Below are 26,004 nucleotides of genomic sequence, written 5' to 3'. Positions count from 1 at the left end.
GGCCTGCGAAGATGCGGCGGTCGGTCAGAAATCCAGGTCCGCGTAATGCCCGGCCGGCGGCATGCCCGCGACCCGGTCGGCGAGCAGCGCGCGGAAGGAGGGCCGCGATTTCACCCGGGCGTACCAGTCGCGCGCGGTCTCGTCCTCGTCCCACGGCACGTCGCCGAGGTAGTCGACGCAGCTCAGGTGCGCCGCGGCGGCGAGGTCGGCATAGGTCAGGTGGTCGCCGGCGATCCAGCGGCGCCGCGCCATCAGGTAGCCGATGTACTTCAGGTGGTAGCGGACGTTGGTGCGGGCGGCGCGGATCGCGTTCATGTCCGGCGGGCCGCCGCCGGTGGCGCTGGTCATGAAGCGCTTGGCGATCTTCTCGGTCACGAGGTAGCCGGTCACCTCCGCCTCGAACTTGACCAGGAACCAGTCCATCAGCCGGCGCACCTCGACCCGCTCGGCCGGATGGTCCGGCATCAGCCGGCGCCCGGTGAGGCCGAGGCCGCGGGTCTCGTCGAGGTATTCCGCGATGATGCCGCCGCCGGGCACGACCAGGCCGCCCTGCTCCATCAGCACCGGCGTGGTGCCGGCCGGGTTGATTAGCAGGAACTCGTCGCGCCTGTCCCAGGGCCGCTCCTCGACGAGGCTCGGCTCCAGGCCCATCTCGGCCAGGACGAGGCGGATGAAGCGCGAGTTGGCGCAGAAGGGAAAGTGATAGAGCGTCGCCATCGAGGCCGTTGTCGGACTGAAAAGGGCCGGCGGGACGCGCCGCACGGGACACCCGCGGGACCGAGCGTGGGATGATCATGATTGCTCGATCGTTGCCGCCTCATTAACACGCCGCACGGAACGCGGTAACCGCTCGTTCACCATCGTCGGCGAAGCCTGCGGGCGTCCCGCCGCGGGCGGCGATTCCATTCCCTCAGGCCGGTCGCCGGCCGGCGCGGCGCGAACGGTCGAGACCAGCGATGATGCGAGATCTGCGATGATGGATGCGTTGAGCATCGCGAAGGCGGTCGTGCTCGCGGTCGTCGAGGGCGCGACCGAGTTCATCCCGGTCTCCTCCACCGGGCACCAGCTCCTGGTCGGGCACTTCATCGGGTTCCACTCGCCCAACAACACCTTCGAGGTGCTGATCCAGCTCGGCGCGATCCTGGCGATCCTGGCGGTGTATTTCCGCCGGCTGCTCGGCATCGCGTTCGCCCTGCCGAACGACCCGCAGGCGCGCCGGTTCGTGCTCGGCATCCTCCTCGCCTTCCTGCCGGCGGCGATCATCGGCGGCCTGTTCTCGAAGGTGATCAAGGCCTACCTGTTCAACCCGTGGATCGTCTGCGCGACCCTGGTCGCGGGCGGGCTCGTGCTGCTCGTCCTGGACGACACCGATCTCGAGGTGAAGAAGACCGACGTCTACGACTTCACCCTGCCGATGGACCTGAAGATCGGCATCTTCCAGTGCCTGGCGATGATCCCGGGCGTGTCGCGCTCCGGGGCCACCATCGTCGGCGCGATGCTGATGGGCGCCGACAAGCGCTCCGCCACCGAGTTCTCGTTCTACCTCGCGATGCCGACCATGGCCGGCGCCTTCGCCAAGGACCTGCTCGACAACTACAAGAACCTCAACGGCGACGACGTCGGGCTGATCGTCATCGGCTTCGTGGTGGCCTTCGTCTCGGCCCTCGTCGTGGTGCGGACGGTGCTCGACTACGTCTCCCGCCACGGCTTCTGGCTGTTCGCGTGGTGGCGCATCATCGTCGGCTCGGCGGGCTTCGCCGGCCTGATCATCTTTGGATAAAAAATACGGTCGCCGCCGTCGATTGCCTCGCCAGCGGGGCCGTGCGAGGGCAGACGGATGGGGAGAGCGGGCGAAAGACCCGCGTCCCGGCACCGTTTGAAGGCCCTCCGCGATGGAAGACAGACCGCTTGCCGACCTCTTCGAGCCCGCGACCCGCGCGCGCTGGCTCGGCCTCGTCGAGGGCGTTCTGAAGGGCGCCGACTACGAGAAGCGCCTCGTCTCCAAGACGGCGGACGGCCTGCGCATCGAGCCGCTCTACGAGGCGGCCGAGCCCGTGCCGCAGCCGGTCCGCGCGGCCGGCCCGTGGCGCATCGCCCAGCGGGTCGACCATCCCGAGATCGAGCAGGCGAACCGGCAGGCGCTGGCCGACCTCGAAGGCGGCGCCGATGCGCTGACCCTGGTGTTCTCCGGCGCGCCGGCGGCCCACGGCTACGGCCTGACCGCACGCACGGTCGAAGAGCTGGAAGCCGCGCTTGCCGGCGTGATGCTGCCGCTGATCGGATTGCGCGTCGACGCCGGCCCGCTCGGGCTGGAGGCGGCCCGCCTCGTGGTCGAGCTGGCGAAGGCGCGCGGCGAGGACCTGTCGGCCTGCGACCTCGACCTCGGCATCGATCCGGTGGGCACGCTTGCCGCCTCGGGCAGCCTCGGGGCGGTGTGGTCCGAGATCGCACCGAAGCTCGGGCAGGCGGTGAAGGACTTCGACGCCGCCGGCTTCACCGGGCGCGCGCTCCTGGCCGACGGGCGGCCCTATCACGAGGCCGGCGCCGGCGAGGCGGCCGAGCTGGGCGCGGTGCTCGCCACGGCCGTGACCTATCTCCGGGCGCTGGAGGCGGAAGGGGTGTCGCTGGAACGGGCCCGCGACGCGGTCGGGATCCTGCTCGTGACCGACGCGGACGAGTTCCTCACCATCGCGAAGTTTCGGGCGATGCGCCGGCTCTGGGCCCGCATCGAGCAGGCCTGCGGGCTCGCTCCGAAGCCGCTGCGGCTCCAGGCCGAGACCGCGTGGCGAATGATGACCCGGCGCGACCCCTTCGTGAACATCCTGCGGACCGCGATGGCGGCGACCGGGGCCGGGCTCGGCGGCGCCGACGCCGTCACCGCCCTGCCCTACACCCAGGCGCTGGGTCTCCCCGACGCCTTCGCCCGGCGGGTGGCGCGCAACAGCCAGATCGTGCTGATCGAGGAATCGAACCTCGCCCGCGTCGCCGATCCGGCCGCCGGCGCCGGCGGCTTCGAGAGCCTGACGGCGCAGCTGGCCGAGGCCGGCTGGGAGGCGTTCCGGGCGATCGAGCGCGAGGGCGGCATCGTCGCCTCGCTCAGCGTCGGCAAGCTCCAGCGCCGGATCGAGATCACCCGGGAGACGCGGGCGAAGAACGTCGCGACGCGGCGCGAGGCGCTGACCGGCGCCACCGAATTCCCCTACCTTGCCGAGAAGTCGGTCGCGGTGCTCGACGTGGCGCCCGTCGCCGCCCCCCCGGCGGCGAGCTTCGGCAGCGGAACGGCGGTCGCCTGCGACGCCCTGCCGTCGCAGCGGCTCGCCGAGCCCTACGAGGCCCTGCGCGACGCCTCCGACGGCTTCCTCGACAAGACCGGGAAGCGCCCGCAGGTGTTTTTGGCCAATCTCGGCCCGGTCGCGGTGTTCAACGCCCGCTCGACCTTCGCCGCCAACGCCTTCGCCGCCGGCGGCATCGAGGCGCTGAGCACCGACGGGTTCCCCGACGATGCGAGCCTCGCCGAGGCGTTCAAGGCCTCGGGTGCGGCGCTCGCCTGCCTGTGCTCCTCCGACGCCGTCTACGAAGCCCGCGCCGTCTCCGCGGCGAAGGCCCTGGCGGCGGCCGGCGCCGGGACGATCTACCTCGCGGGCAAGCCGGGGGCGGATCTCGCCGAACCGCTCGCGGCGGCGGGCGTCCACGGCTTCCTCCATGCCGGCGGCGACCTCCTGGCGCTGCTGAACGACGCCCTGAGACGGGCCGCCCGCGCCTGAGCGGGGAAATCGGCAACCGATCCGGCCGTCGCGTGTTTCGAAGCGGACATGCCTGCACGCCCGCGCGGTGCGTGCCGGGCACTCGACACGCTCGCCCGATCGGGATCCGATGAAAGCACTGACGCTGGCCTCCGCCTTCCTCATCCTCGCAGCCGCCGGCCTCAGCCCCGCCGACGCGGCCCGGAAGAAGGTCCAGATCCCCGACCGCTACGACGGCAACTGGAGCATCGAGGTCATCACCGAATCCGGCATCTGCGACCGGGCCTATCGCTACGGCGTGCGGATCCAGCGCGGCGAGGCCAGCTATCCCGGCGGCGATTTCGCGATCAGCGGCCGGGTCGCGACCAACGGGTCGGTGCGCGCGACGATCTCAAACGGGGCGGCGACCGCCAACGTCGTCGGGCGCCTCGGCCGCCAAGGGACCGGCACCGGCACCTGGTCGACCCAGGGCGGCCCCGAATGCAGCGGTCGCTGGAACGCCGAGCGCCGCGGCTAGGACGCTCCCAGGCGAAACCGGCGGTCGAAGCGGCGGTGGCGGGGGCGCCGCTGTGACGCGGAAGCGACGATGGCGCAGGATCGCGCCCGGCGCGTGCGCTGCGGCGCGGACGGCCCTGTTCCCGACAAAATCCCTGGGGAATACTCGCCTCGATCGATCACTCGTTCGAGGCTTCCCGCGCCATGAAGACCCCGCTGCTCGGTGCGCTCGCATTCCTCCTCGCCCTCGCGCCGGCCACGGCGCGCGAGCGTTCGAAGCCCGAGGCGGACAAGGTGCTGGCGCCGCTGCAGCAGGCCGCGACCGATTGCTTCGCCGAGACGGTGATGGCCAACCCGGGCGCGATGAACCACGCCCGCGCCGGTCGCTGGTTCCAGGCCGCCGGCGTGATCGGCTTTCTCTGCCGTCCCGAGGTCGACGCGATGATCGCGGCGCATGATCGCCTCTACGGCGGCGGCACCGGCGCCAAGTTCTTCAAGGGCGCCTACGCCCGCCATCTCGACCAGCAGCTCGCGCTCCGCCTCCAGCCGATGCTGGAGCGCAAGACCGTCGCCAGCGCCGAGCCGCCGGCCGACAAGGCCGCCGCCGACGAGGCCCCGGGCGAGTGACGCCGCGCGCGTGACGGCGCGGCGATGCCCTACGAGCTCTATTACTGGCCGATGCTGCAGGGCCGCGGCGAGTTCGTGCGCCTCGCCCTGGAAGAGGCCGGCGCGGCCTACGTCGACGTCGCCCGCGAGGCGGAGACCGACGGTCTCGGCCTGCCGGCGCTGACGCGGATCCTGGAGGATCTCGACGAGCCGCGCCCGGCCTTCGCACCGCCCTTCCTGCGCGACGGCGACGTGGTCGTCGGGCAGACGGCGGCGATCCTGCTCTATCTCGGCCCGCGGCTCGGGTTGGCCGGAGCGGCCGAGGGCGAGCGGATCTGGACGCACCAGATCCAGCTCACCATCGCCGACATGGTGGCCGAGGCGCACGACACCCACCACCCGATCGCGGCCGGCCTCGCCTACGAGGCCCAGACGACCGAAGCCGCGCGCCGCGCCGCGCATTTCCGCGCCGACCGCATCCCCGAGTTCTTGGCGTGGTTCGAGCACGTGCTCACCCGCAACGACGGCACCCACCTCGTCGGCGATCGCCTGAGCTACGCCGACCTGTCGCTGTTCCAGCTGATCGACGGGCTGCGCTACGCCTTCCCGAAGGCGATGGCGGCGCGGCTCCCCGACCATCCGCGCGTGGCCGCGCTGCACGCGACGGTCGCGGTGCGCCCACGGATCGCGGCCTACCTCGCGAGCCCGCGCCGGATCCCGTTCAACGAGCAGGGCATCTTCCGCCGCTACGCCGCGCTCGACGGATGATGTGATCCCATTCTCACTCAAAATTATTTATTATGTTTTGAGCAATATCGTTGATTTGATTTTCAACCTTTCCGATCAATTCGATTTGCGATGCACTCCAAGCGGCCCTATCGCCAGTAAGATCTTTCACTTGTTTATGTGCAGCAAGTTTCGATGCAGGCACACTTTGCCAAATAATGTTCTGTATTAGTACGTTCATATCTTCTACTTGGCCAATATTAAAATCATCGTCAGTGTATTCCATCACAGGATTATAGTCTTTTATGGTCTTTTGCAGGCTTTCGGATAAACTTTCTATAGCTTCATTTATATTTTCGTAATGAGCCTTATCGGCCCTAAGCATTTTCTTATCTCTAGTATCGAATCCGTTGAAAATCCAACCGCTGAAGACCGGACGACCGTAGCCATCATAATCTTTCAATCCGTAATTATTCTGCTTGAAACAGCCAATACCTGTATTCCAGTCCAATATAAACTGTGGCAACATTTGCGCAATCAATCCAATGCAGTACTCACTGAAAATATCAGAGGTGCATGGAATAATGAGATGATCAGATTAATAAAGAGCGGATCGAACTAGGCCGCCAAAAGAGGGGGGCAGGTCGATCATTATATAGTCGTATACCTCGCCCTTCTCACGAAGTTTTGCTTCCAATGTCCTTAATGCAACAAATTTTGCGATTCCGTTTCCGGTCAATAAATCATTGCCGACACTCAAAGAGTCTGAATAGACATTAAGCCAAGAATCTCCCGCTATGATTTTTAGTTTTGAATTTGTGTGATCTCCAGTATAAGATTGTATCTCTCCGGGTCCGGTGTTTTGTAAATACCCTTGTAAGAATCCCCTGATTGTTTTTGGTGACTTATTCGCGGATATTAACTCCTTGAATCCCGCACTTCCAAGCATAGCGATCGAGAGATTGCATTGCGGATCAAAATCAATAAGGAGTACATTCTTGCCTTGCTCTGCAAGAGAGTCAGCAATATTCCAAGTTAGAGTTGTCTTTCCGACACCACCTTTGTTATTGAAAACGCTAATAAATTTTGCCATTGAAAATCTCCTCTAAGTTGCATGTTATCACACCTAGAGTGTCATACTAGAGGTTTCTCCCCCCGCCCGCGATACGACAGCGCTTCGGCGAGGTGGAGGCGGCGAACCGTCGGCTCGCCGTCGAGGTCGGCGAGCGTGCGGGCGACGCGCAGCGTCCGGTGGAAGCCGCGGGCGGTCAGCCGCATGCTCTCGGCGGCGGTGCGGATCAGCGCGGCGCCGTCGGCATCCGGGGCGGCAACCCGCTCGATCAGGCTGGCCGGGCAGGTCGCATTGGTGGTGCCAGCGGCCAAGCCCGCGGCGTCGTAGCGCGCGGTCTGGCGGTCGCGCGCTGCCGCGACCCGCGAGGCGGCCTCGCGCGAGCCCTCGGCCGGCGGCGGCAGGATCAGGTCGGCTGCGGTCACCGCCGCGACCTCGATGCGCAGGTCGATCCGGTCGAGCAACGGCCCGGAGATGCGGGCGCCGTACTGCGCCATGCAACGTCCGTTCGGGCCACGTCGGCAGGCATAGCTCGGCTCCAGCGCCTGCCCGCACCGGCACGGGTTCATCGCGGCGACCAGCTGGAAGCGGGCCGGGTAGGTGATGCGGTGATTGGCCCGCGCGATCATGATCTCGCCGGTCTCCATCGGCTGGCGCAGCGAATCGAGGACCTGCGGCGTGAACTCGGGAAGCTCGTCGAGGAACAGCACGCCGCCATGGGCCAGGGAGGCCTCGCCCGGCCGCGCGTTGATCCCGCCGCCGACGAGCGCCGCCATCGAGGCCGAATGGTGCGGCTGCCGGAACGGGCGCCGGTCCGACAGCCGCCCCTCCTTCAGCTCCCCGGCCACCGACTGGATCATCGAGACCGCGAGCAGCTCGCGCGGCGTCAGCGGCGGCAGGATCGAGGGCAGGCGCGCGGCGAGCATCGACTTGCCCGCGCCGGGCGGCCCGTTGAACAAGAGGTTGTGGCCGCCGGCGGCCGCGATCTCCAGCGCGCGCTTGGCGCCCTCCTGGCCCTTGATGTCGCGGAGGTCCGGCAGGGGCGCCCCGGGAGCGGCGACCGCCGGCACCGGCCGGGCCATCACCTGCGTGCCCTTGAAGTGGTTGGCGAGCTGGATGAGCGAGCGCGGCGCCAGCACGTCGAGGTCGCCGCCGGCCCAGGCCGCCTCGGGCCCGGTTGCGGCCGGGCAGATCAGCCCGAGCCCGCGCGCGGCCGCCGCCATCGCCGCCGGCAGCACGCCGTTGACCGCGGTGATCGTGCCGTCGAGCGCCAGCTCGCCCAGCACGCAGTAGCCGGCGAGCGCGTCGGCCGGCAGCGCGCCGATCGCCGCCATCACGCCCAGCGCGATCGGCAGGTCGTAGTGCGAGCCCTCCTTGGGCAGATCCGCGGGGGCGAGGTTCACGGTGATGCGCTTGGCCGGCATCGCCAGCCCCGAGGCGATCAGCGCGCCGCGCACGCGCTCGCGCGATTCGCCCACCGCCTTGTCGGCGAGGCCGACCACGGTGAAGTTCACCGCGCCGGGGATGATCTGCACCTGGACGTCGACGGCACGCGCCTCGATGCCCTCGAAGGCGACGGTGGCGACGCGGGTGACCATGACGTGAGGAGCCTTCGGCTTACGGGAAAGTAAGCCTAGGCGGCGCCTATGAGCCTGACAACCTCAGGAACCGGCTCCTCGCGCGGCTGTTCTCCGCCGGTCGACAACCACGAAGGGAAACCGCCATGCGCCCGACCTCCACCGTCCTCGCCCTCGTCCTCGCCGCCGGCCTGTCCGGTGCGGCGCGGGCCGACGAGAAGCTGCCGCCGGACCAGCAGGCCAAGGTCGAGGCGATGCTGAAGCAGGAAGGCTTCACCCAGTGGAAGGAGATCGAGCTGGACGACGGCATGATCGAGGTCGACGATGCCGTCGACGGCTCCGGCAAGCAGTTCGACCTGAAGCTCGATCCGAAGACCCTCGCCATCGTCAAGCGCAAGGCCGAGTAGCTCAGGGACGATGCGGGCGCCGTGCGGCTCTGCCGACCGGCGCCCACCCTGCCAGGAGTCGAAATCCGACGCTTGGTACCTGTAGCCAAACCTCCGAGAAGAGTGGCAACCGGACCCTGGCCGTTTGCCCCGAAGCGGACGTTTTGCCTTCAATCCAAGCCTGCCGTCGAGGTGTAGGCGAGGTTCGGGACTGGGCACGTCGCAGAGACCGAGGCGCTGAAGACCAAGAGCCAATGCATCTTTAACGTGTGTGTGCTGCTGTGTGAGCGTTCGGGGGAACACGCTCGCAAACGGTACCTGAATGGCTCGGCAAAGCCGCACCCACGCGTACCGTGTCCCCTACTGGCAGCGCGCGCTGCAGACCTGGCAACGCTTCCATGCGGATCGCCGCGGTGCAGTCGCTCTGATCTTCGCGTTGACCAGCGTGGTCCTCCTTGGCTTGGTTGGCGGCGGCATCGATTACAGCCGCATAGCCTATCGCCGTAGCCAATTGCAGAGCGCCGTCGACAATGCCATGCTCGCGGCAGGTAATGCCTTGAAGCTCGCGCCATCGAATACGACTGCGGTGGCCAGCATCGTTCAGCGGATCATCGTCGAAAATGCACCCTCCCCGCCTGATCGGCCCCTGACCGTGCAGGTGTCGGTCACCAGTGACAAGACCGGCGTCCCAGCCAGTGCGACCGACAATTTCAAACTCACCTTCGGAGCCTTCGTCGGCGTGAAAGTGGTGCCGATCACAGCCCGCTCGACCGCGACGGTCATGGGCAAGATGCGCCTGTGCCTGCTCACCCTCGATCCCGCTGCTACGGGTAGCCTGCATCTGGAGAAGAACGCGAACCTGTCGGCGACGTCTTGCTCCCTTTATGCCAACCCCAAAGATGCCAAGGCGATCCAGGGTGACGACAACGCCATCGCCAAGGCTGAAAGGATCTGCAGCGTCGGTGGATCGAGCACAGCCCGCGCCAACTTCGCGCCGCCTGTGACCACGGGTTGCCCTGCGATCAACGATCCTTTGGCCAGCATCGTGACCGCACCGCCTCCCGGGGGCTGCGTGACGGTGAGTTCGGCGGCCGGCCCTGGCCCAGGAAAGGGACCGGGAGGACCAGCAGCCGGCAACGTTGCGGTGACGGCCAGCACGACGCTTGATCCCGGCACGTATTGCGGCGGCCTGCACATCACCGGAACGGCCAAGGTCACGCTCAACCCGGGCGTCTACATCATCAAGGACGGTCCGCTGATCGTGGATCAGCAAGCCAGCATGTCGGGTCAGAATGTCGGGTTCTATTTAATGGGCGACGCCGCTGGTCTGCGGTTCGATGCCAACACCACGATCAGCCTGTCGGCACCGGTGAGCGGCCCCCTGGCGGGCTTCCTGATGACAGAGCAGCCAAGCGTGTCCGCGCCGGTTCCACCACCACCGGGCCCGAAAGGCTCACCCCCGCCCCCGCCATCTCCCCCCTCGAAGCCGCTGCGCGAGTACCGTATCATCAGCAACAATGCCCGCACGATGCTGGGCACGATCTACCTGCCAGCCGGTCGGCTCATCATCGACGGCAGCGCGGCCGTGAGCGATCAGTCGGCCTACACGGTCATCGCCGTGCAGCTCCTCGACCTCTACGACGGTCCAACACTGTATCTGAACGCGAACTACGACGCGACGAGCGTGCCGGTGCCCAAGGGTGTCGGGCCCGTCAACGGCAAGGTCGTACTTACACAATAGAACACAGGCCGGCGGAGATCTATCCAACCCGACCGTAGGCCTTTGCCTCGTCGACAGTCGCAAGCGACCTTTCTGATGTTTGCAAAGGGTCGAATGCGGACCCTCGATGTGGGTATCACCCGTCAGGGTTCGACCACTAACGAACGCCCCCCCGGCGCTCGGCAAACGAAAACGCCGTCGCACGGATCACCTCGGCGGCCCGCTCGGCGCCGGCGCGGTCGACGTCGAGATGGGTCGTGACCCGGATCTGGCTGCCGATGGCGCGGATGCGGACGTCGTGCGCGAGGCAGGCTTCTGCGAAGTCCGAGGCGGTGACGCCGAGGCCGGCGACGCCGAAGCACAGGATGTTCGATTGCCCGGCCGTCGGGTCGAAATGCAGGCCGGGCACGTCGGCGATTGCCGCGTGGATCAGCCGGATATGCGCGTTGTCGGTCTTCAGCTGATCGACGTGGTGGTCGAGCGCGTAGAGGCCGGCGGCCGCGATCACGCCGGATTGGCGCATGGCGCCGCCGAGGCGGTACTTCCAGCGCCACGCCTCGACGACGAAGTCGCGGGAGCCGCACAGCACCGCGCCGACCGGGCAGCCGAGACCCTTGCTGAGGTCGAGCCAGACGCTGTCGAACCCCTCGGCGTAGTCCTTCGCCGGGATGCCGGTGGCGGCCACCGCATTGAGGAGACGGGCGCCGTCGATATGCGCCTTGAGGCCATGCGCGCGGGCGATGTCGCGGATCGCCCGCATGTCGGCCAGCTCCCAGACCGAGCCTCCGGAGAAGCTGGTGGTCTGCTCGATGGAGACGAGGGCGCTGCGCGGCGCGGTGCGCGCCGGCGGACGGATCGCGGCCCGGAACGCCTCGGGCGTGTAGACGCCTGCCGGCGTCGGGAGCGCCCTCACCGAGACACCGCCGATCGCGGCCGAGCCGGCGGCCTCCGTGTTATAGATGTGCGACTGGTCGTCGACCACGATCTCGTCGCCGGCTCGGGTCTGCACCAGGATCGAGACCAGGTTGCACATCGTGCCGGAGGGCATGAACACGCCGTCCTCCTGGCCGAGCAGCGCCGCGACCCGGTCGCAGAGCTCGCGCGTCGTCGGGTCGGAATCCGACTGCTCGTCGCCCACCACCGCGCGCGCCATCGCCTCCCGCATGCCCGGCGTCGGCCGCGTCTGGGTGTCGCTGTAGAGATCGATCGTCACGGGAAGGCTTGCCTCTGGGCGGGGTTGCGGCGCCATAGTGCCATGGCCGAGCGGGATCGCGAAGGCGATGCGCGCCATCTTTCCCTAAAAATGAATTTTGAATACATTTAGGAGAGGCGGCCGCGTTCGGTCGCACGGAGGGCCGAGCAGGTGGCGGTTGGAACGGCGCCCCAGGGTGCACGACAGGGCGCACGCGTCGCGGGGCGGAACGGAGCGGGTCTTGCGCGGCGTCTCGCCGAGGCGTTGCAGGGCGAGGCCCGGTTCGACGCCTTCACGCGCGGACGCTACGCGACGGATGCCTCGATCTACCAGATCATGCCGGCCGGCGTGGTGCTGCCGCGGAGCGCGGCCGACATCGCCGCGACCCTGACGATCGCCGCCGAGCACGGGGTGCCCGTGATCATGCGCGGCGGCGGCACCTCGCAGAACGGGCAGCCGATCGGCTCCGGGCTGGTCGTCGACTGCTCCCGCCACTTCAACGGCATCCGCGACTACGACGCCGAGGCCGGCACCGTCACCGTCGAGCCGGGGATGGTGCTGGAGCGCCTGAACACCCGCGTGAAGGCCGACGGCTGGTTCTTCCCGGTCGAGCCCTCGACGGCGACCCGCTGCACCATCGGCGGCATGGCCGGCAACAATTCCTGCGGCGCCCGCTCGCTGCGCTTCGGCAAGATGAGCGACAACGTGCTCGCCATGGAGGCGCTGTTCCACGATGCGGAGGCCTTCGGCTTCGGGCTGACCGGCAACGCGTCCGACGGCGTCACCGGCTCGGCCCGCGCGGAAGACCTCGCGCGCAAGATGATCGCGCTTGCCGAATCGGAGCGCCAGGAAATTCGAGACAAATACCCGAAGGTCCAGCGCCGGGTCGGCGGCTACAACCTCGATGCGCTGATCGAGGCGCGGCCGAACCTCGCCCACCTGCTGGTCGGCTCCGAGGGCACCCTGGCGGCGACCACCGCGGTGACGCTGAAGCTCTCGCGGCTGCCGGCGCACCGGGTGATGGGGGTGTGCCACTTCCCGTCGTTCCGCGCCGCGATGGAGACCACGCGGCACATCGTCGACCTCGACCCCGTGGCGGTGGAGCTCGTCGACAACAACGTGCTGGTGCTGGGCGCCGACATCCCGCTGTTTCGCGCGACGCTCGCCGACATCACCCGCGGCACGCCGAACTGCCTTCTGCTCGCGGAGTTCGCCGGCGAGGATCTCGCCGGGCTGAAGCGCGACCTGAAGCGCCTCGACGCCTGCATGGCCGACCACGGCTTCCCCGACGCGGTGGTCGAGATCCACGAGCCGTCGCGCCAGAAGTCCGTATGGGAGGTGCGCGAGGCCTGCCTCAACATCATGATGTCGATGAAGGGCGACGCGAAGCCGGTCTCGTTCATCGAGGATTGCGCGGTGCCGCTCGAGCACCTCGCCGACTACACCGACGCCGTCACCGACGTGTTCACCAAGCACGGCACGCGGGGCACCTGGTACGCCCACGCCTCGGTCGGCTGCCTGCACGTCCGCCCGATCCTCGACATGAAGCTGGGCGGCGACGTCGCCAAGATGCGCGCCATCGCGGAGGAGACCTCCGAGCTGGTGCGCCGCTACAAGGGCTCGTATTCCGGCGAGCACGGCGACGGCATCTCGCGCTCGGAATACATCGCGCCCCTGTTCGGGCCGCGCCTCGCCCGCGCCTTCGACACGGTGAAGGACGCGTTCGACCCGGAGAACCGCCTGAACCCGGGCAAGATCGTGCGCCCGCTCAGGATGGACGACCACACGCTGATGCGGTTCGCGCCGGACTACCGGGTGAGCGAGCCGCAGGCGACGGCGCTCGACTGGCCCGAGGCCGGCGGCTTCGGCGGCGCCGTCGAGATGTGCAACAACAACGGCACCTGCCGGAAGCTCGCCGGCGGGGCGATGTGCCCGTCCTACCGCGTCACGCGCGAGGAGCAGCACCTGACCCGCGGCCGGGCGAACTCCCTGCGGCTGGCGATCTCGGGCCAGCTCGGCAAGGACGCGTTCACGTCGCCCGAGATGAAGCGCACGATGGACCTCTGCGTCTCGTGCAAGGCCTGCCGCCGCGAATGTCCGACCGGCGTCGACATGGCGCGGATGAAGGTCGAGTTCCTGCACCACTACCACGCCCGCCACGGCCTGCCGCTGAAGGACCGGCTGATCGGCGCGATGCCGCACTACGCCGGCATCGCCGCCCGGCTCGCGCCGCTGCTCAACCTGCGCGACCGGGTGCCGGCGCTGGCGCGGATCTCCGAGCAGGTCGCCGGCCTCTCCGCCCGGCGCTCGCTGCCGCGCTGGCGCAGGCCCTGGAAGGAGACCGGCGAGCCGGCCCATCCGCAGGACGTGGTGGGCGAGCACCGCGACGTGATCCTGTTCGGCGACACCTTCAACCGCGCCTTCGAGCGCGAGAACCTGGAGGCGGCCGAGCGGGTGCTCGTCGCCGCCGGCTATCGGCTGCACCGCGTCTTTCCCGCCAAGGGCAAACGCCCGCTCTGCTGCGGGCGGACGTGGCTCGCCTCGGGCCAAACCGACCGGGCGCGGGCCGAGGCGCGACGGACGCTCGACGCGCTCCTGCCCTTCGTCAGGGCCGGCGCCCGCGTCGTCGGCCTCGAACCGTCCTGCCTGCTCACCTTCCGCGACGAGTTCGTCGCCCTGCTGCCCGGGCCGGACGCGAACCTGCTGGCCAAGCAGAGCCTGCTGATCGAGGAGCTGCTCGCCGCCGACCTCAAGGCCGGCCTGATCGCGCCGGACTTCGCCGACCAGGGGGGCCGCGTCGCGCATCTGCACGGCCATTGCCACCAGAAGTCCTTCGGCGCGATGGGCGCGGTGGAGAGCGTGCTGCGCAGCGTGCCCGGGCTCGACGTGCGCCCGATCGAATCGAGCTGCTGCGGCATGGCCGGCGCCTTCGGCTACGGCGCCGAGACCATCGACACCTCGCTGGCGATGGCCGAGCTGTCGCTGTTTCCGGCCTTGCGCAAGGCCGGCCCCGGCGATCTCGTGGTCGCGGACGGCACCAGCTGCCGCCACCAGATCCACGACGGGCTCGGGTTGGAGGCAGAACATGTGATCAGGATCCTGGACCGAGCCCTGATGCCTCGACACTGATTTCGGAGGCGCCTAAACAGGGGCGCCTCCTGCTCGCCCGCGATTGCATCGAACGCATGAACAAGATCGATCCCGGCCTCGGCATCAATCGACGTTATCTTCACGACGAGGTGGCGGACCGGATCCGGGCGCTGATTCAATCCGGGGAGATGGAGCCCAAGGCGCGCGTCAACGAGGGCGAGCTCACCGAACGCTTCGGCATTTCGCGCACGCCGCTTCGCGAGGCGATCAAGATCCTGGCCACCGAAGGCCACCTCGAGCTGCTGCCCAATCGCGGGGCGCGGGTCGCCAGCATCTCCCAGGTGGAGATCGAGGAGATGATGGAGGTCATCGCCGGCCTCGAGGCGACGGCCGCCGACCTCGCCTGCCGCACCGTCACCGAGGACGAGATCGCCGCGATCCAGGCGGATCACGACGCGATGGTCGGGATGTGGAAGGCCTCCGACGAGGCCGGCTACTTCCGCCTCAACCGCCAGATCCACGAGGCGATCATGGCCGCGAGCCGCAACGCGACGCTGGCGGGGATCTATCGCAGCCTGTCGGGCCGCATCCAGCGCTCGCGCTACTCCGCGCACCAGACGCCCGAGCAGTGGACCCGGGCGATCGAGGAGCACGACCGCATGGTGCAGCTTCTGCGGGCCCGCGACGGCACCGCGCTCTCCCAGCTGATGCGCGAGCACATCCGCGGCAAGAAGCCGGTGATCGCCGCCAATTTCGGCGAGGCCTCCGCCGACCTGCCAGCGGACGCCGCCGACTGAGGCTTTAGTCGGCGTCCGTCATCTCGAACCAGAACGAGGCGCCCGGCAGGCCGGTGTCGTTCGGGTAGTGGAACGGGATGTCCGGGCCGCCGGCGGGCGCCGCGAACACCCGTTTCACCCGCTCGCCGAAGCCGGCATCCTGGCAGAGATAGGTGATCGGCGCCGTGACCTTGAACGGCGGCCGTCCGCACATCAGCATCGCGGCGAGCAGGTATTGCTCGTTGTAGAGCCGGTAGTTCCATGCGGTCGGGTAGTCGTCGGGGATGAAGATGTCGTGGATGTGCACGATCACGCCCGGGACCAGCCGCGGCAGGATCTCGAAGAAGAACACCACCACGTCGGAGTTGGCGAAGGCCCGGTGCGACCCGTCGAAGAACAGCACGTCGCCGGCCTGCAGCGCGTCGAAGACCGCGAGGTCGCAGACCTCGAGCGGCTGGCGGATCACCCGGTCGCAGATCTGGTCGATGTGCCGGCGCGGGTTGGGATCGATCGAGGTCATCCGCGTCGGCAGCGACAGGGCCTCGACGGCGTAGCGGGCGAAGCAGGTCGAGGTGCCCGAACCGATCTCGACGTAGCGCGCCGGCCGTTTCCAGGCGAGGAAGGTGACGAGGGCCGCCGCATCGAGCGCCGTGAACCAGGTGTTGTTCCAGCACGGCGCGATCGGGTTGGCGATGTCGGGCGCGTGGGCGACCCCGTGGATCAGCGCCGCGTGGTCCTCCAGCGCCGACACGAAGCGCTCGTAATCCGGGCGGCCCTGGTCGAGCACCGTTCGCAGGCGGCTGTGCGGAAGGGTCTGCGGCTGCCAGCGCGCCTGCGGGGCGACCGGATAGTAATCGTGGACGGTGTGGCTCCACCGGAACGGATCGGTGCTCGCCCGGAAGATGTCGAGACCCGCCTTCCGGCCCGCGGTCTTCACCAAGTGCTTGAGCATCGACGACTCCGACCCGCACGCCCCAGGACGAAGGATCGTACCATCAAAAACAATCTGTGGTTGAGTTGTTCTGCGTAGACGCCCGCTCCGATCGCAATCGCGGTAAATGCAATTCCCGCTGCCCGCCCGAGCCGGATGGTTCCGTCCGGTCGGTGGCTCAGGCGGCGTTGCCGAGGGAGCGCAGGCCGGCGACCAGGTCTGAGAAGCGGTCGCCCTGCACCACCACGTGCGTCCGCAGCCGTTCGGCGGCCGCCGCGTCGTCGCCGCCGACGATCGCCGCGACGATGCTGTCATGCTCCGCCAGCGACTGACCGAGCCGATGCCGCGTCCGAAGCTGCAGGCGGCGATAGGGCGCGAGCCGCCGGCTAAGCAGGCGCGCCTGCTCGGCGAGGAAGGCGTTGCCGCAGGCGCCGTAGACCACCGCGTGGAAGACGTGGTTCTCCGCGTAGTAGCCTTCGGTGTCGCCGGCCGCGGCGGCGGTCTCGCAGGCCGCGAGCGCCGCCTTCAGCGCAGCCTCGTGGTCCGGCGTCAGGCGCCGGGCCGCGAAGCGGCCGCAGGCCGCCTCCAGCTCGGCCATGGTCTCGAACATCGCCAGCAGGAGCTGCGGCTCCGGCGCGCTGACGATGGTGCCCTTGCGCGGCTTGGTCTCGACGAGCCCGGTGACCGCCAGTTGCAGCAGCGCCTCGCGGATCGGCGTCCGGGACACCCCGAACCGCTCGGCGAGAACCACCTCGTCGAGGCGCGCGCCGACGGCCAAGCGGCCGGCCACGATCTCGTCCTCGATGGTCTGCCGCAGGCGCTGTGCCTGGCTCATCGCCGAACCCCTCCCGGGCGCAACGTTTTCTCTCCGCTCATTATGCAGGGGCGTTGACAAAATATACAAGAGCCCCTTCAATGTATACCAAGCGTTGCATCCCGTATATTGTGCGGCGCAAAACAATACAGTCGCGATTGTGCGACGCGGGAGAAACATCATGATGCCGACCCGACGCGCCCTCCTCGCCGGCGGCCTCGCCGCGCCGGCCCTGCTGCGCTTCGGCCTCGGCGCGGCCCAGGCCGCGACCGTGCTGAAGCTCTCGCATCAGTTCCCGGGCGGCACCATTGACGAAGGCGACTTCCGCGACCGCATGTGCCGGAAGCTCGCGAAGGCCGTCGGCGAGCGCTCGAAGGGCGCGCTGGAGGTGCAGGTCTATCCCGGCTCGTCGCTGATGAAGACCAACGCCCAGTTCGGCGCGATGCGCAAAGGCGCGCTCGACATGTCGCTCTACCCGTCGCCCTACGCCGGCGGCGAGATCCCCGAGCTGAACATCGGTCTGATGCCGGGGCTGGTGACCTCCTACGCGCAGGGCGTCGCCTGGAAGGCGGCGCCGGTCGGCCGCAAGCTCACCGAGATCCTCGACGCCAAGGGCATCATCCTCGTCTCCTGGGTCTGGCAGGCGGGCGGCGTCGCCAGCCGCGAGCGCCCGCTCTACGCGCCGGCCGACGCCAAGGGCCTCAAGGTCCGCGGCGGCTCGCGCGAGATGGACCTGATGATGAAGCAGGCGGGGGCGGCCACCCTCTCGATCCCGTCGAGCGAATCCTACGCCGCGATGCAGACCGGCGCGTGCGACGCGGTCATCACCTCCTCCACCAGCCTGATCTCGTTCCGCCTCGAGGAGCTGTCGAAGGCGCTCACCTCCGGCCGCGAGCGCTCGTACTGGTTCATGCTCGAGCCGATCATGATGTCGAAGTCGATCTTCAGCGGCCTGCCGAAGGACCAGCAGGACCTGATCATGACCGTCGGCGCCGAGCTCGAATCCTTCGGCCAGGACGGCGCCAAGGCCGACGACACCCATGTCGAGCAGGTCTTCGCGAAGGCCGGCGCCAAGGTGCAGAACCTCGACGAGAAGACCATGGGGCAGTGGCGCGACATCGCCCGCGACACGGCGTGGAAGGACTACGCCTCCAAGAACGCGCAGTGCGCCGAGCTCCTCAAGCTCGCGGAGCAGGTCGCATGAGCGCGAGGCAAGCGCAGTCCTGGCCATCCGGCCAACGGCCGGCAAGCGCGAATGCGCGCCGCGGCCGGTGCCGCGGAACGCTCCCGAGGCGTCGGCATCGGGAGCACACACGATGAGCCACGCCTTCGACGCGGCCTCGGCCGCCTCCGAGACGAAGGCGGTCGCCGAGCCCCGGATCCCCGGCGCGCTCGGCGTCATGGATCGCGCGATGAAGCGCCTGAACGGGGTGATCATGGTGCTCGGCGGGCTGGCGCTCGTCGGCGCCTGCCTCGTGCTGAGCTACAGCGTGGTGATCCGCTACGTCCTGCACGAGCCGACCGATTGGCAGGACGAGATGGCCGTGTTCCTGATCGTCGGCGCGACCTTCTTCTCGGCCGCCGCGGTCCAGGCCAAGCGCGGCCACGTGGCGATCGAGGCGCTGACCGGGTTCCTGTCGCCCAAGGTCAACCGCGCCCGCCTGCTCATGGCCGACGTGATCAGCTTCGTCTTCGTGGTGTTCTTCGCGTGGAAGAGCTGGACGCTGTTCCACGAGGCCTGGGTCGACGGGCAGGTCTCGCAATCGAGCTGGGGCCCGCCGCTCGCCATCCCCTACGCGCTGATGGCCGTCGGCATGAGCCTGCTCGGCATCCAGTTCGCCGTGCAGATCGTCCAGGCCCTGACCTACGGCCCGAACTCCGCCGGCTGGGTCGCGCCGAAGATCGGCGTCGGCGCCGACCTGAACAAGGACATGCACGGGCGGCCCGACGCGACGCCGCGCGGCACCGACCCGATGGGCGACACCGTCGACACCGCGAGGATCACCCGATGAGCACCGCCGCGATCGGCTTCCTCTATGCCGGAGCCACCCTCTCGGCGATGCTGGCCGGCATCCCCATCGCCTTCGCGCTCGGCTTCGTCGCGCTGGCGTTCATGTTCTTCTTCATGCCGTCGGCCTCGCTCGATACCGTGGCGCAGAACGTCTACGAGGAGATGGCCTCGATCACCCTGCTCTCGATCCCGCTCTTCATCCTGAAGGGCGCCGCGATCGGGCGCTCGAAGGCGGGGCAGGACCTGTACTCGGCGATGCATGCCTGGATGCACCGCATCCCCGGGGGGCTCGGCATCGCCAACGTCTTCGCCTGCGCGCTGTTCGCCGCCATGGCGGGGTCCTCGCCCGCGACCTGCTCGGCGATCGGCTCGGCCGGCATCCCGGAGATGCGCAAGCGCGGCTACTCGCCGGGCTTCGCCGCCGGCATCATCGCGGCCGGCGGCACGCTCGGCATCCTGCTGCCGCCGTCGATCACCATGATCCTCTACGCGGTGGCCGCCGAGCAGTCGCTCGGGCGCCTGTTCCTCGCCGGCATCGGGCCGGGGCTGCTGCTGGTGGGGCTGTTCGCGGCGTGGGCGATGTTCCGCTTCCGCGCCGAGTACGCCACCGCGAAGGCCGCCTACGAGCGGGGCGGCGTCCAGTCGCCGATCCTCGCCGAGGACACCTACAGCATGCGCCAGCGGTTCGAGACGCTGCCGCGGGTGCTGCCCTTCGTGGTGCTGCTCACCGGCGTGATGGTCGCGCTCTACGGCGGCTACGCGACGCCCTCCGAGACCGCGGGCCTCGGCGGCCTCCTGGCGCTCGGCCTGATCGCGGCGATCTACGGCGTCTGGCGCCCGCGGGACGTCAGCCCGATCCTCACCGCGACCCTGCGCGAATCGACCATGCTGATGCTGATCATCGGCATGTCGCTGCTCTACGCCTACGTGATGAGCTACCTGCACATCTCGCAGTCGGCCGCCGCCGCGATCGTGGCGATGCAGCTCTCGCCCTGGGTGCTGCTGGCGACGATCCTCGGGCTGGTGATCGGGCTCGGCTTCTTCCTGCCGCCAGTCTCGATCATCCTGATGACGGCGCCGATCATCCTGCCGCCGCTTAAGGCCGCGGGCTTCGACCTCGTCTGGTTCGGCGTGGTGATGACGATCACCATGGAGATGGGCCTGATCCACCCGCCGGTGGGGCTCAACATCTTCGTCATCAAGAACATCGCCCCCGACATCCCGCTCTCGGACATCATCTGGGGCACGCTCCCCTTCGTGGTGCTGATGGCGGTCGCGATCCTGATCCTGTGCCTCGTGCCGGGCATCGCCCTGTGGCTGCCGGACCTGCTGCTGCCGTCCACGCGGTAGCGCGGCCCTTCTCCCCTCTCCCCGCACGCGGGGAGAGGCCCGCAGGCACCTCGTCGTGCCTGCGGGAAGCGGAGGCGAAGCCGTAGCGAGGGTGAGGGGGTGGGGACGAACGAGGCTCCTTCGTCGAAGCCCCCTCACCTTCGGCTGCCGCCGCGCCGCGCCGACGACGAGGTCGTCGCGGCCCTCTCCCCGCAGGCGGAGCGAGGGGATGTGCGGCGAACGGGCGACCCAATGCGGATCGAGCGAGGTTCGATCGCCCGTGCGGGAAAGCGGATCAGCGCCCCTGCCAGTCCGGCGTGCGCTTGGCGAGGAACGCCTCCATGCCCTCGCGAAAGTCGCGGCTCATGTAGCAGCTGAGGATCAGGTCGTCGCCGGGCTGCGGCTCGCCCTCGGGGGCGGCGGCCTCCTCGGCGAGCCGGCGCAGGCCTTCCTTGGTGGCCTGCATCGTCAGCGGGGCGTGGCCGGTCAGGAGCGTCGCCAGCTCCGTCGCGCGCGCGGCCAGGGCGGCGGCATCGGCCACCACCTCGCCGACGAGGCCGATGGCGAGCGCCTCCTCGGCGCCGACGAGGCGGGCGGTGAAGATGATGTCCTTGACCCGCGCCGGGCCGATCAGGTCCGACAGGCGCTTGAGGTTGCCCTGCGACAGGCAGTTGCCGAGCGTGCGGGCGATCGGGAAGCCGAAGCGGGCGTCGCGCGTGGCGATGCGCAGGTCGCAGGCGGCGGCGATCGCCGCCCCGCCGCCGGTGCAGGCGCCCGCGATCGCCGCGATGGTCGGCACCCGCATCCGCTCCAGCGTGCCGAGCACCCGGTCCATGAAGCGCTCGTAGCCGAGCGCGTCCTCGGCGGTCTCGAAGCTGCGGAACTGGGCGATGTCGGTGCCGGCGGCGAACGCCTTCTCGCCGGCGCCGGTGATCACCAGCGCCTTGACCGAGGCGTCCTCCTGAATCCGCAGGCACTGCGTGACCAGGCCCTCGTACATCGCGAAGGTCAGCGCGTTGCGGGCGTGCGGCCGGTTGAGGACGATGCGGGCGATCGCGCCGTCCTGGGAGACCAGCAGCTCATCGGTCGGGGCGGCGTCGCTCATGGTGGAAGTCCTCTCCAATCGTCACGCCGTCGTCTCGCCCACGACGCCCGCCGCGATCAAGCCGTCGATCGCCGCCGCGTCGTAGCCGGCCCCGCGCAGGATCGCGCGCGAGTGCTCGCCGAAGAGCGGTGCCGGGCCGTGGACCTTGCCCGGCGTCGCCGAGAACTTCACCGGCAGCCCGAGCGTCGTCATCGTCCCGGCGCGGGGATGATCGACCGGGACTACCATCTCGCGGGCCAACGTGTGCGGGTCGCGGTGCATCTGGTTGACGTCGAGCACCGGCCCGGCCGGCACGCCGCCCGCCTCCAGGCGCGCGAGCCAGGCCTCGGAGGTGGCGCTGCGGAAGAACGGCGCCAGCGCCTCGGCGAGGGCGATCCGATGCTCCATGCGGCCGGCATTGAGGGCGAAGCGCGGGTCGGCGGCGAGTTCCGCGGCGCCGAGCACGTCGAGCAGGCGCAGCCAGTTGGTCTGGTTGGCCGCACCGATGGTGATCCAGCCGTCTTCGGTCTCGAACGCCTCGTAGGGGGCATTCAGCGGATGGGCCGAGCCCATCGGCCCCGGCGCGATCCCGGTCGCCATGGCGATCGCCGACTGCCAGTAGGTCAGGGTGATGCCGGCCTCGAACAGCGAGGTGTCGACCACCTGGCCGAGGCCGGTCTTGAGCCGGTGCGTGTAGGCGGCGAGCACCCCCATCGCCGCGAGGATGCCGGCGGTGATGTCGGTGACCGGCGGCCCGCACTTCATCGGCGGCTCGCCCGGCCCGGCGCCGGTGACGCTCATCAGCCCGCTCATCCCCTGCGCGACGAGATCGAACCCGGCGCGCTCGGCGTAGGGGCCGGAGCGGCCGAAGCCGGAGAGCGAGCAGTAGACCAGGGCGGGGTAGCGTTCGCGCAGGGCCTCGTAGCTCAAGCCCAGCTTCTCCATCGTGCCGGCGCGGTAGTTCTCGATCAGCACGTCGGCATCGGCGAGCAGGCGGTGCAGCACCGCCTTGCCGGCCTCGCTCTTGAGGTCGAGGGCGAGGCCGCGCTTACCGCGGTTCATCATCATGTAGGCGGCGCTCTCGCCCTCGATCGCGGGCGGCACCGAGCGGCGGGTGTCGTCCCCGCCCGGGATCTTCTCGACCTTGATCACCTCGGCGCCCATGTCGCCGAGCATCAGGCCGCAGACCGGGCCCGCCATGATGTGGGCGAGCTCGACCACCTTGACGCCCGCGAGCGGGCCTTCGCGTCGGGTCTCCGTCATCGGCATCCCCTCAGCGCGCCGGAAGGGTCGCCCCCGGCGGGACGAGACCGGCCTCGGCCGGCTCCACGAAGGGCCGCTCGGGATGCATGGTGAAGGCGGTCGCCGCGCCGAGCAGGCACAGGCCGATCGAGCCCGCGAACGGCAGCGTCCAGTCGCCGGTCGCGTCGACGATGAGCCCGAACACGATCGGCGAGACGATCGCCGCCACCGCCGACCCGGTGTTCATCAGCCCGCTCGCGGTGCCGGCGAACTTCGGCGCGATGTCCATCGGCACCGACCAGATCGGCCCGATCACCAGCTCGGCGAAGAAGAAGCCCGAGGACAGCAGCAGCGCGACGTAGGTGAGGTCGCGGGTGAAGAACACGCCGGTCAGGCTCGCCGCCGCGCCGAGAAAGCCGATCACGACGATCGAGAGGCGCGCGAGCTTGAGGTTGCCGGTCTTCTCGAAGATCCGGTCGGAGAGCACGCCGCCCAGCGTGTCGCCGACGACGCCGGCGAAGAACACGCCCGAGGCGAACAGCGCCGAGTTCTTCAGGTCGAGGCCGTAGCTCTGCTTGAAGAAGCTCGGCAGCCAGCCGAGGAACAGCCACAGGGTCCAGCCGTAGCAGAAATAGGTGATCGTGACGGGCAGGATGCGCCTGGTCAGCGCGCCCCACGGCACCGACTGCTTGGCGCCGACCTTGCGCGGGGGCGGCAGCTGGTCGAGCTCGGCTCGGGTGATCGACTTGTGGTCGGACGGGTCGTCGCGAAAGTACAGGTACCAGACCACGACCCAGACAAAGCTGATCGCGCCGAGGATGACGAAGCTCGAGCGCCAGCCGAAATGGTAGATCAGGAAGGCGACGATCGGCGGCGCGACCGCGTTGCCGAGCCGTGCGAAGGCGTGGGTGATGCCCTGCGCGAAGCCGCGCCGTCCGGGCGCGGTCCAGTTCTGCATGGCGCGGGTGGCGGTCGGGAAGGTCGCGCCCTCGCCGAAGCCCAGCAGCACGCGGGCGAGGAACAGGCTGACGAGGCCGCCGACGAACCCGGTGAGGATCGTCGCCGTGGCCCAGATCAGGCCGCAGACCAGGAGCGTGCGCCGCGCGCCGAACTTGTCGCCGACCGAGCCGCCGATCACCTGGAAGATCGCGTAGGGGTAGGCGAAGGCCGAGAGGATCAGGCCGAACTGGGTGTTCGACATGCCGAGATCCTTGATGATCACGGCGCCCGCGGTGGCGATGTTCACGCGGTCGAGATAGGTGATGAAGTACATCAGGCAGAGCAGGAACAGCACGCTGTTCGTGGCGCTCAGGCGCTTGATCATGGCGTCGATCCTCCGGCAGGATTTTTGTCGCAGCCGCCTTGTGGCGGTCCTCGCCGGCACCCTGGCCTCGCGACCGGATGCGACGTTTCGCATTACGTATTCAGTACGCTCGGCCGATGCCGGAGTGCAACCGTCGGTGACAAAGACCCGGTTTTTTCCGCAGGCGCAATCCACCGCGACGTCGGCCGACGGCGGCGTCGGGATGGCTCGGGCAGCGCGAGCGAGGCTGGGGCGGGTCGATCGCACCCGTGGCGGGCCGAGCACGGCACCGGACTGCGCGTCCCTCGCGCCGGGCTGAGGCAGCGAACGCGACGGTCGCGTCTCGCCGTCCCCGCTCGCCCTTCTCGCCGTCGGCTGGTGGCGAAACGAAAAACGGGGGCCGAAGCCCCCGTGCTAATCCGTGACGATGGTAGAGGGTTCAGGCCGTGGCGGCGCGCATGCCGTCGTTCGCGGCCGGGGTGGCCGACGGATCGAGCACCTTGCCGCGCGGGCCGACCCAGGTTCCAACCCACTTGCGCTGCCACAGGAACAGGCAGCCGAGCACGATCCCGGCGAAGACGGCGTAGACGACGAAGCCCGTGGCGAAGGCGCCGGTATACTGCTTCGAGAAGCCCATGACGTTCGGCAGGATCGCGCCGCCGAGCGCCCCGATCTCGCCGATCATCGAGCCCGACACTGCGGTGTTGGTGGGGTAGCGCAGCGGCACGAGCTGGAACAGCGCACCGTTGCCGGCGCCGAGCGCGGCGAAGCAGAGCATGAACAGGATCGTGGTCGCGGCCAGCGACGGCGTTGCGGTCAGCGCCAGGAACGAGGCGATCGAGGCGAGCAGGACGACCGAGAGCACGGCGATGCCGCCGAGGCGGTCGGCGAAGTAGCCGCCGAGGATGCGGATGCCCGAGCCCATGAAGGCGGCGAGCATGGTGAGACGGCCGGCCTCGACCTTGGTCACCGCGAACTGCTCGTAGAAGAACGTCGGCAGGAAGTTCGACAGGCCGATGAAGCCGCCGAAGGTGATAACGTAGATCAGCGAGAAGGCCCAGCCGTCCTTGGTGAACAGGCACGAGATATGGTCCTTGAAGGACTGGTGCTCGAGATCCGGGGGCTCCTTGGCGAGGACGATCATCACGATGAGCGGGATCGCCATGACGCAGCCGGCAAAGCCGTAGACCGCTTGCCAGCCGTAGGCCTGGGCGAGCGGCGGCGCGAACAGCACGGCGAGCACGGTGCCGGAATTTCCGGCGCCGGCGATGCCCATCGCGAGCCCCTTGTGCTCCGGCGGGAACCAGCCCGAGCCGAGCGACAGGGCCACGCCGAACGAGGCGCCGGCGATGCCGAGCAGCACGCCCATGGCGAGCACGTCGTTGTAGCTGGAGATGAAGAAGAACCCGTAGGCCATCGCCAGCATGATGACGCTCATCTCGGTGATGGCGGCGTTCTTCCGGCCGATGTACTGGGCGAGCACCCCGAGCGGGAAGCGCATGATCGCGCCGGCGAGGATCGGCAGCGAGATCATGAACCCGGTCTGGGCCGGGGAGAGCTTGTAGGTCTCGGTGATGAACGGCCCCATGGCGCCGTTGAGGACCCAGATCGCGAAGCAGAAGTCGAAGTAGAGGAAGGCGGCGAACAGCGTCGGGGGATGTCCCGACTTCATCACGGTCTTGAAGGAGGCCATCGTGGGTGCTCGTCTTGATCGGGCGGGCGCTCGGGCGCAGCCGCTCATGCCGGAGGAACCGGACTCACACCGTCCGCATTGCGAGGCTTCGTTGCCCAGCGTGCCGCGCATGGCGCAGCGCACCACCCCAAGCAGCAACCGTGCCAGACGCGGACGCGACGCCGGATGCCCCCGGCCTGACGACCGGCGCTCCGGAGGGTCGGATCCTCGGGGTGCA

24 protein-coding genes are annotated in these 26,004 nt (G+C 68.9%); 12 read left to right on the top strand and 12 right to left on the bottom strand.

Annotated features, from left to right (window positions below; translation table 11 throughout):
• Nucleotides 1–24 precede the first annotated feature (24 nt).
• Together ACFZ8E_RS03845 and ACFZ8E_RS03840 are read right to left on the bottom strand one after the other, a co-directional pair.
• Complete coding sequence (locus ACFZ8E_RS03845) at nucleotides 25–717, bottom strand: glutathione S-transferase family protein (protein ID WP_147727635.1); 693 nt, start codon at nucleotides 715–717, stop codon at nucleotides 25–27.
• A 75-nt stretch (nucleotides 718–792) separates the two neighbouring features.
• Nucleotides 793–993 carry a hypothetical protein gene (locus ACFZ8E_RS03840; RefSeq protein ID WP_405044461.1) on the bottom strand — a complete coding sequence of 67 codons (201 nt, stop codon included), beginning with the start codon at nucleotides 991–993 and terminating at the stop codon, nucleotides 793–795.
• On the opposite strand from ACFZ8E_RS03840, the gene ACFZ8E_RS03835 reads away from it, so the two are divergent.
• The 5 genes from ACFZ8E_RS03835 to ACFZ8E_RS03815 all read left to right on the top strand — a co-directional run bounded on the left by ACFZ8E_RS03835 (nucleotide 977) and on the right by ACFZ8E_RS03815 (nucleotide 5,612).
• The gene (locus tag ACFZ8E_RS03835) at nucleotides 977–1,780 is read left to right on the top strand and encodes an undecaprenyl-diphosphate phosphatase (RefSeq protein ID WP_243947114.1); all 804 of its coding nucleotides are present in this window, start codon (nucleotides 977–979) and stop codon (nucleotides 1,778–1,780) included. The two genes, ACFZ8E_RS03840 and ACFZ8E_RS03835, sit on opposite strands and share 17 nt — an antisense overlap.
• 112 nt (nucleotides 1,781–1,892) lie before the next feature.
• Nucleotides 1,893–3,764 (top strand): methylmalonyl-CoA mutase family protein, encoded by a 1,872-nt coding sequence (locus ACFZ8E_RS03830; protein ID WP_405042045.1) that lies wholly within the window; start codon nucleotides 1,893–1,895, stop codon nucleotides 3,762–3,764.
• A gap of 109 nt (nucleotides 3,765–3,873) precedes the next feature.
• Entirely contained in the window at nucleotides 3,874–4,260 is a 387-nt protein-coding gene (locus ACFZ8E_RS03825; RefSeq protein WP_147727633.1) for a hypothetical protein, read from the top strand.
• 182 nt (nucleotides 4,261–4,442) lie between these two features.
• On the top strand, nucleotides 4,443–4,865 hold the full coding sequence (locus ACFZ8E_RS03820; protein ID WP_147843604.1) for a hypothetical protein: 423 nt from the start codon (nucleotides 4,443–4,445) through the stop codon (nucleotides 4,863–4,865).
• Nucleotides 4,866–4,889: 24 nt separating this feature from the next.
• Entirely contained in the window at nucleotides 4,890–5,612 is a 723-nt protein-coding gene (locus tag ACFZ8E_RS03815) for a glutathione S-transferase (RefSeq protein ID WP_243947046.1), read from the top strand.
• Between the two features lie 13 nt (nucleotides 5,613–5,625).
• Here the strand turns inward: ACFZ8E_RS03815 and ACFZ8E_RS03810 are convergent, their stop codons facing one another.
• The 3 genes from ACFZ8E_RS03810 to ACFZ8E_RS03800 all read right to left on the bottom strand — a co-directional run bounded on the left by ACFZ8E_RS03810 (nucleotide 5,626) and on the right by ACFZ8E_RS03800 (nucleotide 8,237).
• Nucleotides 5,626–6,099 carry a hypothetical protein gene (locus tag ACFZ8E_RS03810; RefSeq protein ID WP_405042044.1) on the bottom strand — a complete coding sequence of 158 codons (474 nt, stop codon included), beginning with the start codon at nucleotides 6,097–6,099 and terminating at the stop codon, nucleotides 5,626–5,628.
• Nucleotides 6,100–6,168: 69 nt separating this feature from the next.
• On the bottom strand, nucleotides 6,169–6,663 hold the full coding sequence (locus tag ACFZ8E_RS03805; protein ID WP_405042043.1) for a ParA family protein: 495 nt from the start codon (nucleotides 6,661–6,663) through the stop codon (nucleotides 6,169–6,171).
• Between the two features lie 41 nt (nucleotides 6,664–6,704).
• A complete protein-coding gene (locus ACFZ8E_RS03800) occupies nucleotides 6,705–8,237 on the bottom strand; it encodes a YifB family Mg chelatase-like AAA ATPase (protein ID WP_405042042.1) in 1,533 nt (510 codons plus the stop codon).
• Nucleotides 8,238–8,362: 125 nt separating this feature from the next.
• Here ACFZ8E_RS03800 and ACFZ8E_RS03795 point away from each other — a divergent pair, with 125 nt between their 5' ends.
• Both ACFZ8E_RS03795 and ACFZ8E_RS03790 read left to right on the top strand, forming a co-directional pair.
• Nucleotides 8,363–8,623 carry a PepSY domain-containing protein gene (locus tag ACFZ8E_RS03795; RefSeq protein WP_147729719.1) on the top strand — a complete coding sequence of 87 codons (261 nt, stop codon included), beginning with the start codon at nucleotides 8,363–8,365 and terminating at the stop codon, nucleotides 8,621–8,623.
• Nucleotides 8,624–8,924: 301 nt separating this feature from the next.
• Nucleotides 8,925–10,343: a TadE/TadG family type IV pilus assembly protein gene (locus ACFZ8E_RS03790; RefSeq protein WP_405042041.1), complete on the top strand. Its 1,419-nt coding sequence runs from the start codon at nucleotides 8,925–8,927 to the stop codon at nucleotides 10,341–10,343.
• A 136-nt stretch (nucleotides 10,344–10,479) separates the two neighbouring features.
• Here ACFZ8E_RS03790 and ACFZ8E_RS03785 read toward each other — a convergent pair whose 3' ends face one another.
• Entirely contained in the window at nucleotides 10,480–11,571 is a 1,092-nt protein-coding gene (locus tag ACFZ8E_RS03785; protein WP_243947116.1) for a low specificity L-threonine aldolase, read from the bottom strand.
• Nucleotides 11,572–11,685: 114 nt separating this feature from the next.
• Between ACFZ8E_RS03785 and ACFZ8E_RS03780 the strand changes: the two genes are divergently transcribed.
• The gene (locus ACFZ8E_RS03780; protein ID WP_243947086.1) at nucleotides 11,686–14,643 is read left to right on the top strand and encodes an FAD-binding and (Fe-S)-binding domain-containing protein; all 2,958 of its coding nucleotides are present in this window, start codon (nucleotides 11,686–11,688) and stop codon (nucleotides 14,641–14,643) included.
• Nucleotides 14,644–14,699: 56 nt separating this feature from the next.
• Nucleotides 14,700–15,401 carry a GntR family transcriptional regulator gene (locus tag ACFZ8E_RS03775; protein WP_147726689.1) on the top strand — a complete coding sequence of 234 codons (702 nt, stop codon included), beginning with the start codon at nucleotides 14,700–14,702 and terminating at the stop codon, nucleotides 15,399–15,401.
• 4 nt (nucleotides 15,402–15,405) lie between these two features.
• Here the strand turns inward: ACFZ8E_RS03775 and ACFZ8E_RS03770 are convergent, their stop codons facing one another.
• Nucleotides 15,406–16,332 carry a class I SAM-dependent methyltransferase gene (locus ACFZ8E_RS03770; protein ID WP_405042040.1) on the bottom strand — a complete coding sequence of 309 codons (927 nt, stop codon included), beginning with the start codon at nucleotides 16,330–16,332 and terminating at the stop codon, nucleotides 15,406–15,408.
• Nucleotides 16,333–16,489: 157 nt separating this feature from the next.
• Nucleotides 16,490–17,146, bottom strand: coding sequence for a GntR family transcriptional regulator (locus tag ACFZ8E_RS03765; RefSeq protein WP_147843307.1), 657 nt, complete (start codon nucleotides 17,144–17,146; stop codon nucleotides 16,490–16,492).
• 160 nt (nucleotides 17,147–17,306) lie between these two features.
• Here ACFZ8E_RS03765 and dctP point away from each other — a divergent pair, with 160 nt between their 5' ends.
• From dctP to ACFZ8E_RS03750, 3 genes are all read left to right on the top strand, one after another.
• The gene (gene dctP / locus ACFZ8E_RS03760; RefSeq protein ID WP_147726682.1) at nucleotides 17,307–18,329 is read left to right on the top strand and encodes a TRAP transporter substrate-binding protein DctP; all 1,023 of its coding nucleotides are present in this window, start codon (nucleotides 17,307–17,309) and stop codon (nucleotides 18,327–18,329) included.
• A gap of 112 nt (nucleotides 18,330–18,441) precedes the next feature.
• The gene (locus ACFZ8E_RS03755; RefSeq protein WP_243947093.1) at nucleotides 18,442–19,137 is read left to right on the top strand and encodes a TRAP transporter small permease; all 696 of its coding nucleotides are present in this window, start codon (nucleotides 18,442–18,444) and stop codon (nucleotides 19,135–19,137) included.
• Complete coding sequence (locus tag ACFZ8E_RS03750) at nucleotides 19,134–20,486, top strand: TRAP transporter large permease (protein ID WP_243947095.1); 1,353 nt, start codon at nucleotides 19,134–19,136, stop codon at nucleotides 20,484–20,486. The genes ACFZ8E_RS03755 and ACFZ8E_RS03750 overlap by 4 nt, the downstream gene beginning before the upstream one ends.
• 274 nt (nucleotides 20,487–20,760) lie before the next feature.
• Here ACFZ8E_RS03750 and ACFZ8E_RS03745 read toward each other — a convergent pair whose 3' ends face one another.
• The 4 genes from ACFZ8E_RS03745 to ACFZ8E_RS03730 all read right to left on the bottom strand — a co-directional run bounded on the left by ACFZ8E_RS03745 (nucleotide 20,761) and on the right by ACFZ8E_RS03730 (nucleotide 25,787).
• Nucleotides 20,761–21,570, bottom strand: coding sequence for an enoyl-CoA hydratase/isomerase family protein (locus ACFZ8E_RS03745; RefSeq protein ID WP_243937584.1), 810 nt, complete (start codon nucleotides 21,568–21,570; stop codon nucleotides 20,761–20,763).
• Nucleotides 21,571–21,591: 21 nt separating this feature from the next.
• Nucleotides 21,592–22,812: a CaiB/BaiF CoA-transferase family protein gene (locus ACFZ8E_RS03740; RefSeq protein WP_147858916.1), complete on the bottom strand. Its 1,221-nt coding sequence runs from the start codon at nucleotides 22,810–22,812 to the stop codon at nucleotides 21,592–21,594.
• 10 nt (nucleotides 22,813–22,822) lie between these two features.
• Nucleotides 22,823–24,115 (bottom strand): MFS transporter, encoded by a 1,293-nt coding sequence (locus tag ACFZ8E_RS03735; RefSeq protein WP_147844086.1) that lies wholly within the window; start codon nucleotides 24,113–24,115, stop codon nucleotides 22,823–22,825.
• Nucleotides 24,116–24,533: 418 nt separating this feature from the next.
• Nucleotides 24,534–25,787 carry a nitrate/nitrite transporter gene (locus ACFZ8E_RS03730; RefSeq protein WP_147728409.1) on the bottom strand — a complete coding sequence of 418 codons (1,254 nt, stop codon included), beginning with the start codon at nucleotides 25,785–25,787 and terminating at the stop codon, nucleotides 24,534–24,536.
• Between the last annotated feature and the right edge of the window lie 217 nt (nucleotides 25,788–26,004).

This window comes from Methylobacterium sp. HMF5984, assembly GCF_045033435.1.
In the GTDB taxonomy this organism is placed as follows: Bacteria; Pseudomonadota; Alphaproteobacteria; order Rhizobiales; family Beijerinckiaceae; genus Methylobacterium.
The sequence above is the reverse complement of the archived record's forward strand: the minus strand, read 5'-3'. Positions and strand labels throughout refer to the sequence as shown.

Coding starts and splice junctions, on each gene's coding strand:
- ACFZ8E_RS03845 (WP_147727635.1), bottom strand. CDS start 717: ATGGCGACGCTCTATCACTTTCCCTTCTGCGCCAACTCGCGCTTCATC.
- ACFZ8E_RS03835 (WP_243947114.1), top strand. CDS start 977: ATGGATGCGTTGAGCATCGCGAAGGCGGTCGTGCTCGCGGTCGTCGAG.
- ACFZ8E_RS03840 (WP_405044461.1), bottom strand. CDS start 993: ATGCTCAACGCATCCATCATCGCAGATCTCGCATCATCGCTGGTCTCG.
- ACFZ8E_RS03830 (WP_405042045.1), top strand. CDS start 1,893: ATGGAAGACAGACCGCTTGCCGACCTCTTCGAGCCCGCGACCCGCGCG.
- ACFZ8E_RS03825 (WP_147727633.1), top strand. CDS start 3,874: ATGAAAGCACTGACGCTGGCCTCCGCCTTCCTCATCCTCGCAGCCGCC.
- ACFZ8E_RS03820 (WP_147843604.1), top strand. CDS start 4,443: ATGAAGACCCCGCTGCTCGGTGCGCTCGCATTCCTCCTCGCCCTCGCG.
- ACFZ8E_RS03815 (WP_243947046.1), top strand. CDS start 4,890: ATGCCCTACGAGCTCTATTACTGGCCGATGCTGCAGGGCCGCGGCGAG.
- ACFZ8E_RS03810 (WP_405042044.1), bottom strand. CDS start 6,099: ATGTTGCCACAGTTTATATTGGACTGGAATACAGGTATTGGCTGTTTC.
- ACFZ8E_RS03805 (WP_405042043.1), bottom strand. CDS start 6,663: ATGGCAAAATTTATTAGCGTTTTCAATAACAAAGGTGGTGTCGGAAAG.
- ACFZ8E_RS03800 (WP_405042042.1), bottom strand. CDS start 8,237: ATGGTCACCCGCGTCGCCACCGTCGCCTTCGAGGGCATCGAGGCGCGT.
- ACFZ8E_RS03795 (WP_147729719.1), top strand. CDS start 8,363: ATGCGCCCGACCTCCACCGTCCTCGCCCTCGTCCTCGCCGCCGGCCTG.
- ACFZ8E_RS03790 (WP_405042041.1), top strand. CDS start 8,925: ATGGCTCGGCAAAGCCGCACCCACGCGTACCGTGTCCCCTACTGGCAG.
- ACFZ8E_RS03785 (WP_243947116.1), bottom strand. CDS start 11,571: ATGGCGCCGCAACCCCGCCCAGAGGCAAGCCTTCCCGTGACGATCGAT.
- ACFZ8E_RS03775 (WP_147726689.1), top strand. CDS start 14,700: ATGAACAAGATCGATCCCGGCCTCGGCATCAATCGACGTTATCTTCAC.
- ACFZ8E_RS03770 (WP_405042040.1), bottom strand. CDS start 16,332: ATGCTCAAGCACTTGGTGAAGACCGCGGGCCGGAAGGCGGGTCTCGAC.
- ACFZ8E_RS03765 (WP_147843307.1), bottom strand. CDS start 17,146: ATGAGCCAGGCACAGCGCCTGCGGCAGACCATCGAGGACGAGATCGTG.
- dctP (WP_147726682.1), top strand. CDS start 17,307: ATGATGCCGACCCGACGCGCCCTCCTCGCCGGCGGCCTCGCCGCGCCG.
- ACFZ8E_RS03755 (WP_243947093.1), top strand. CDS start 18,442: ATGAGCCACGCCTTCGACGCGGCCTCGGCCGCCTCCGAGACGAAGGCG.
- ACFZ8E_RS03750 (WP_243947095.1), top strand. CDS start 19,134: ATGAGCACCGCCGCGATCGGCTTCCTCTATGCCGGAGCCACCCTCTCG.
- ACFZ8E_RS03745 (WP_243937584.1), bottom strand. CDS start 21,570: ATGAGCGACGCCGCCCCGACCGATGAGCTGCTGGTCTCCCAGGACGGC.
- ACFZ8E_RS03740 (WP_147858916.1), bottom strand. CDS start 22,812: ATGACGGAGACCCGACGCGAAGGCCCGCTCGCGGGCGTCAAGGTGGTC.
- ACFZ8E_RS03735 (WP_147844086.1), bottom strand. CDS start 24,115: ATGATCAAGCGCCTGAGCGCCACGAACAGCGTGCTGTTCCTGCTCTGC.
- ACFZ8E_RS03730 (WP_147728409.1), bottom strand. CDS start 25,787: ATGGCCTCCTTCAAGACCGTGATGAAGTCGGGACATCCCCCGACGCTG.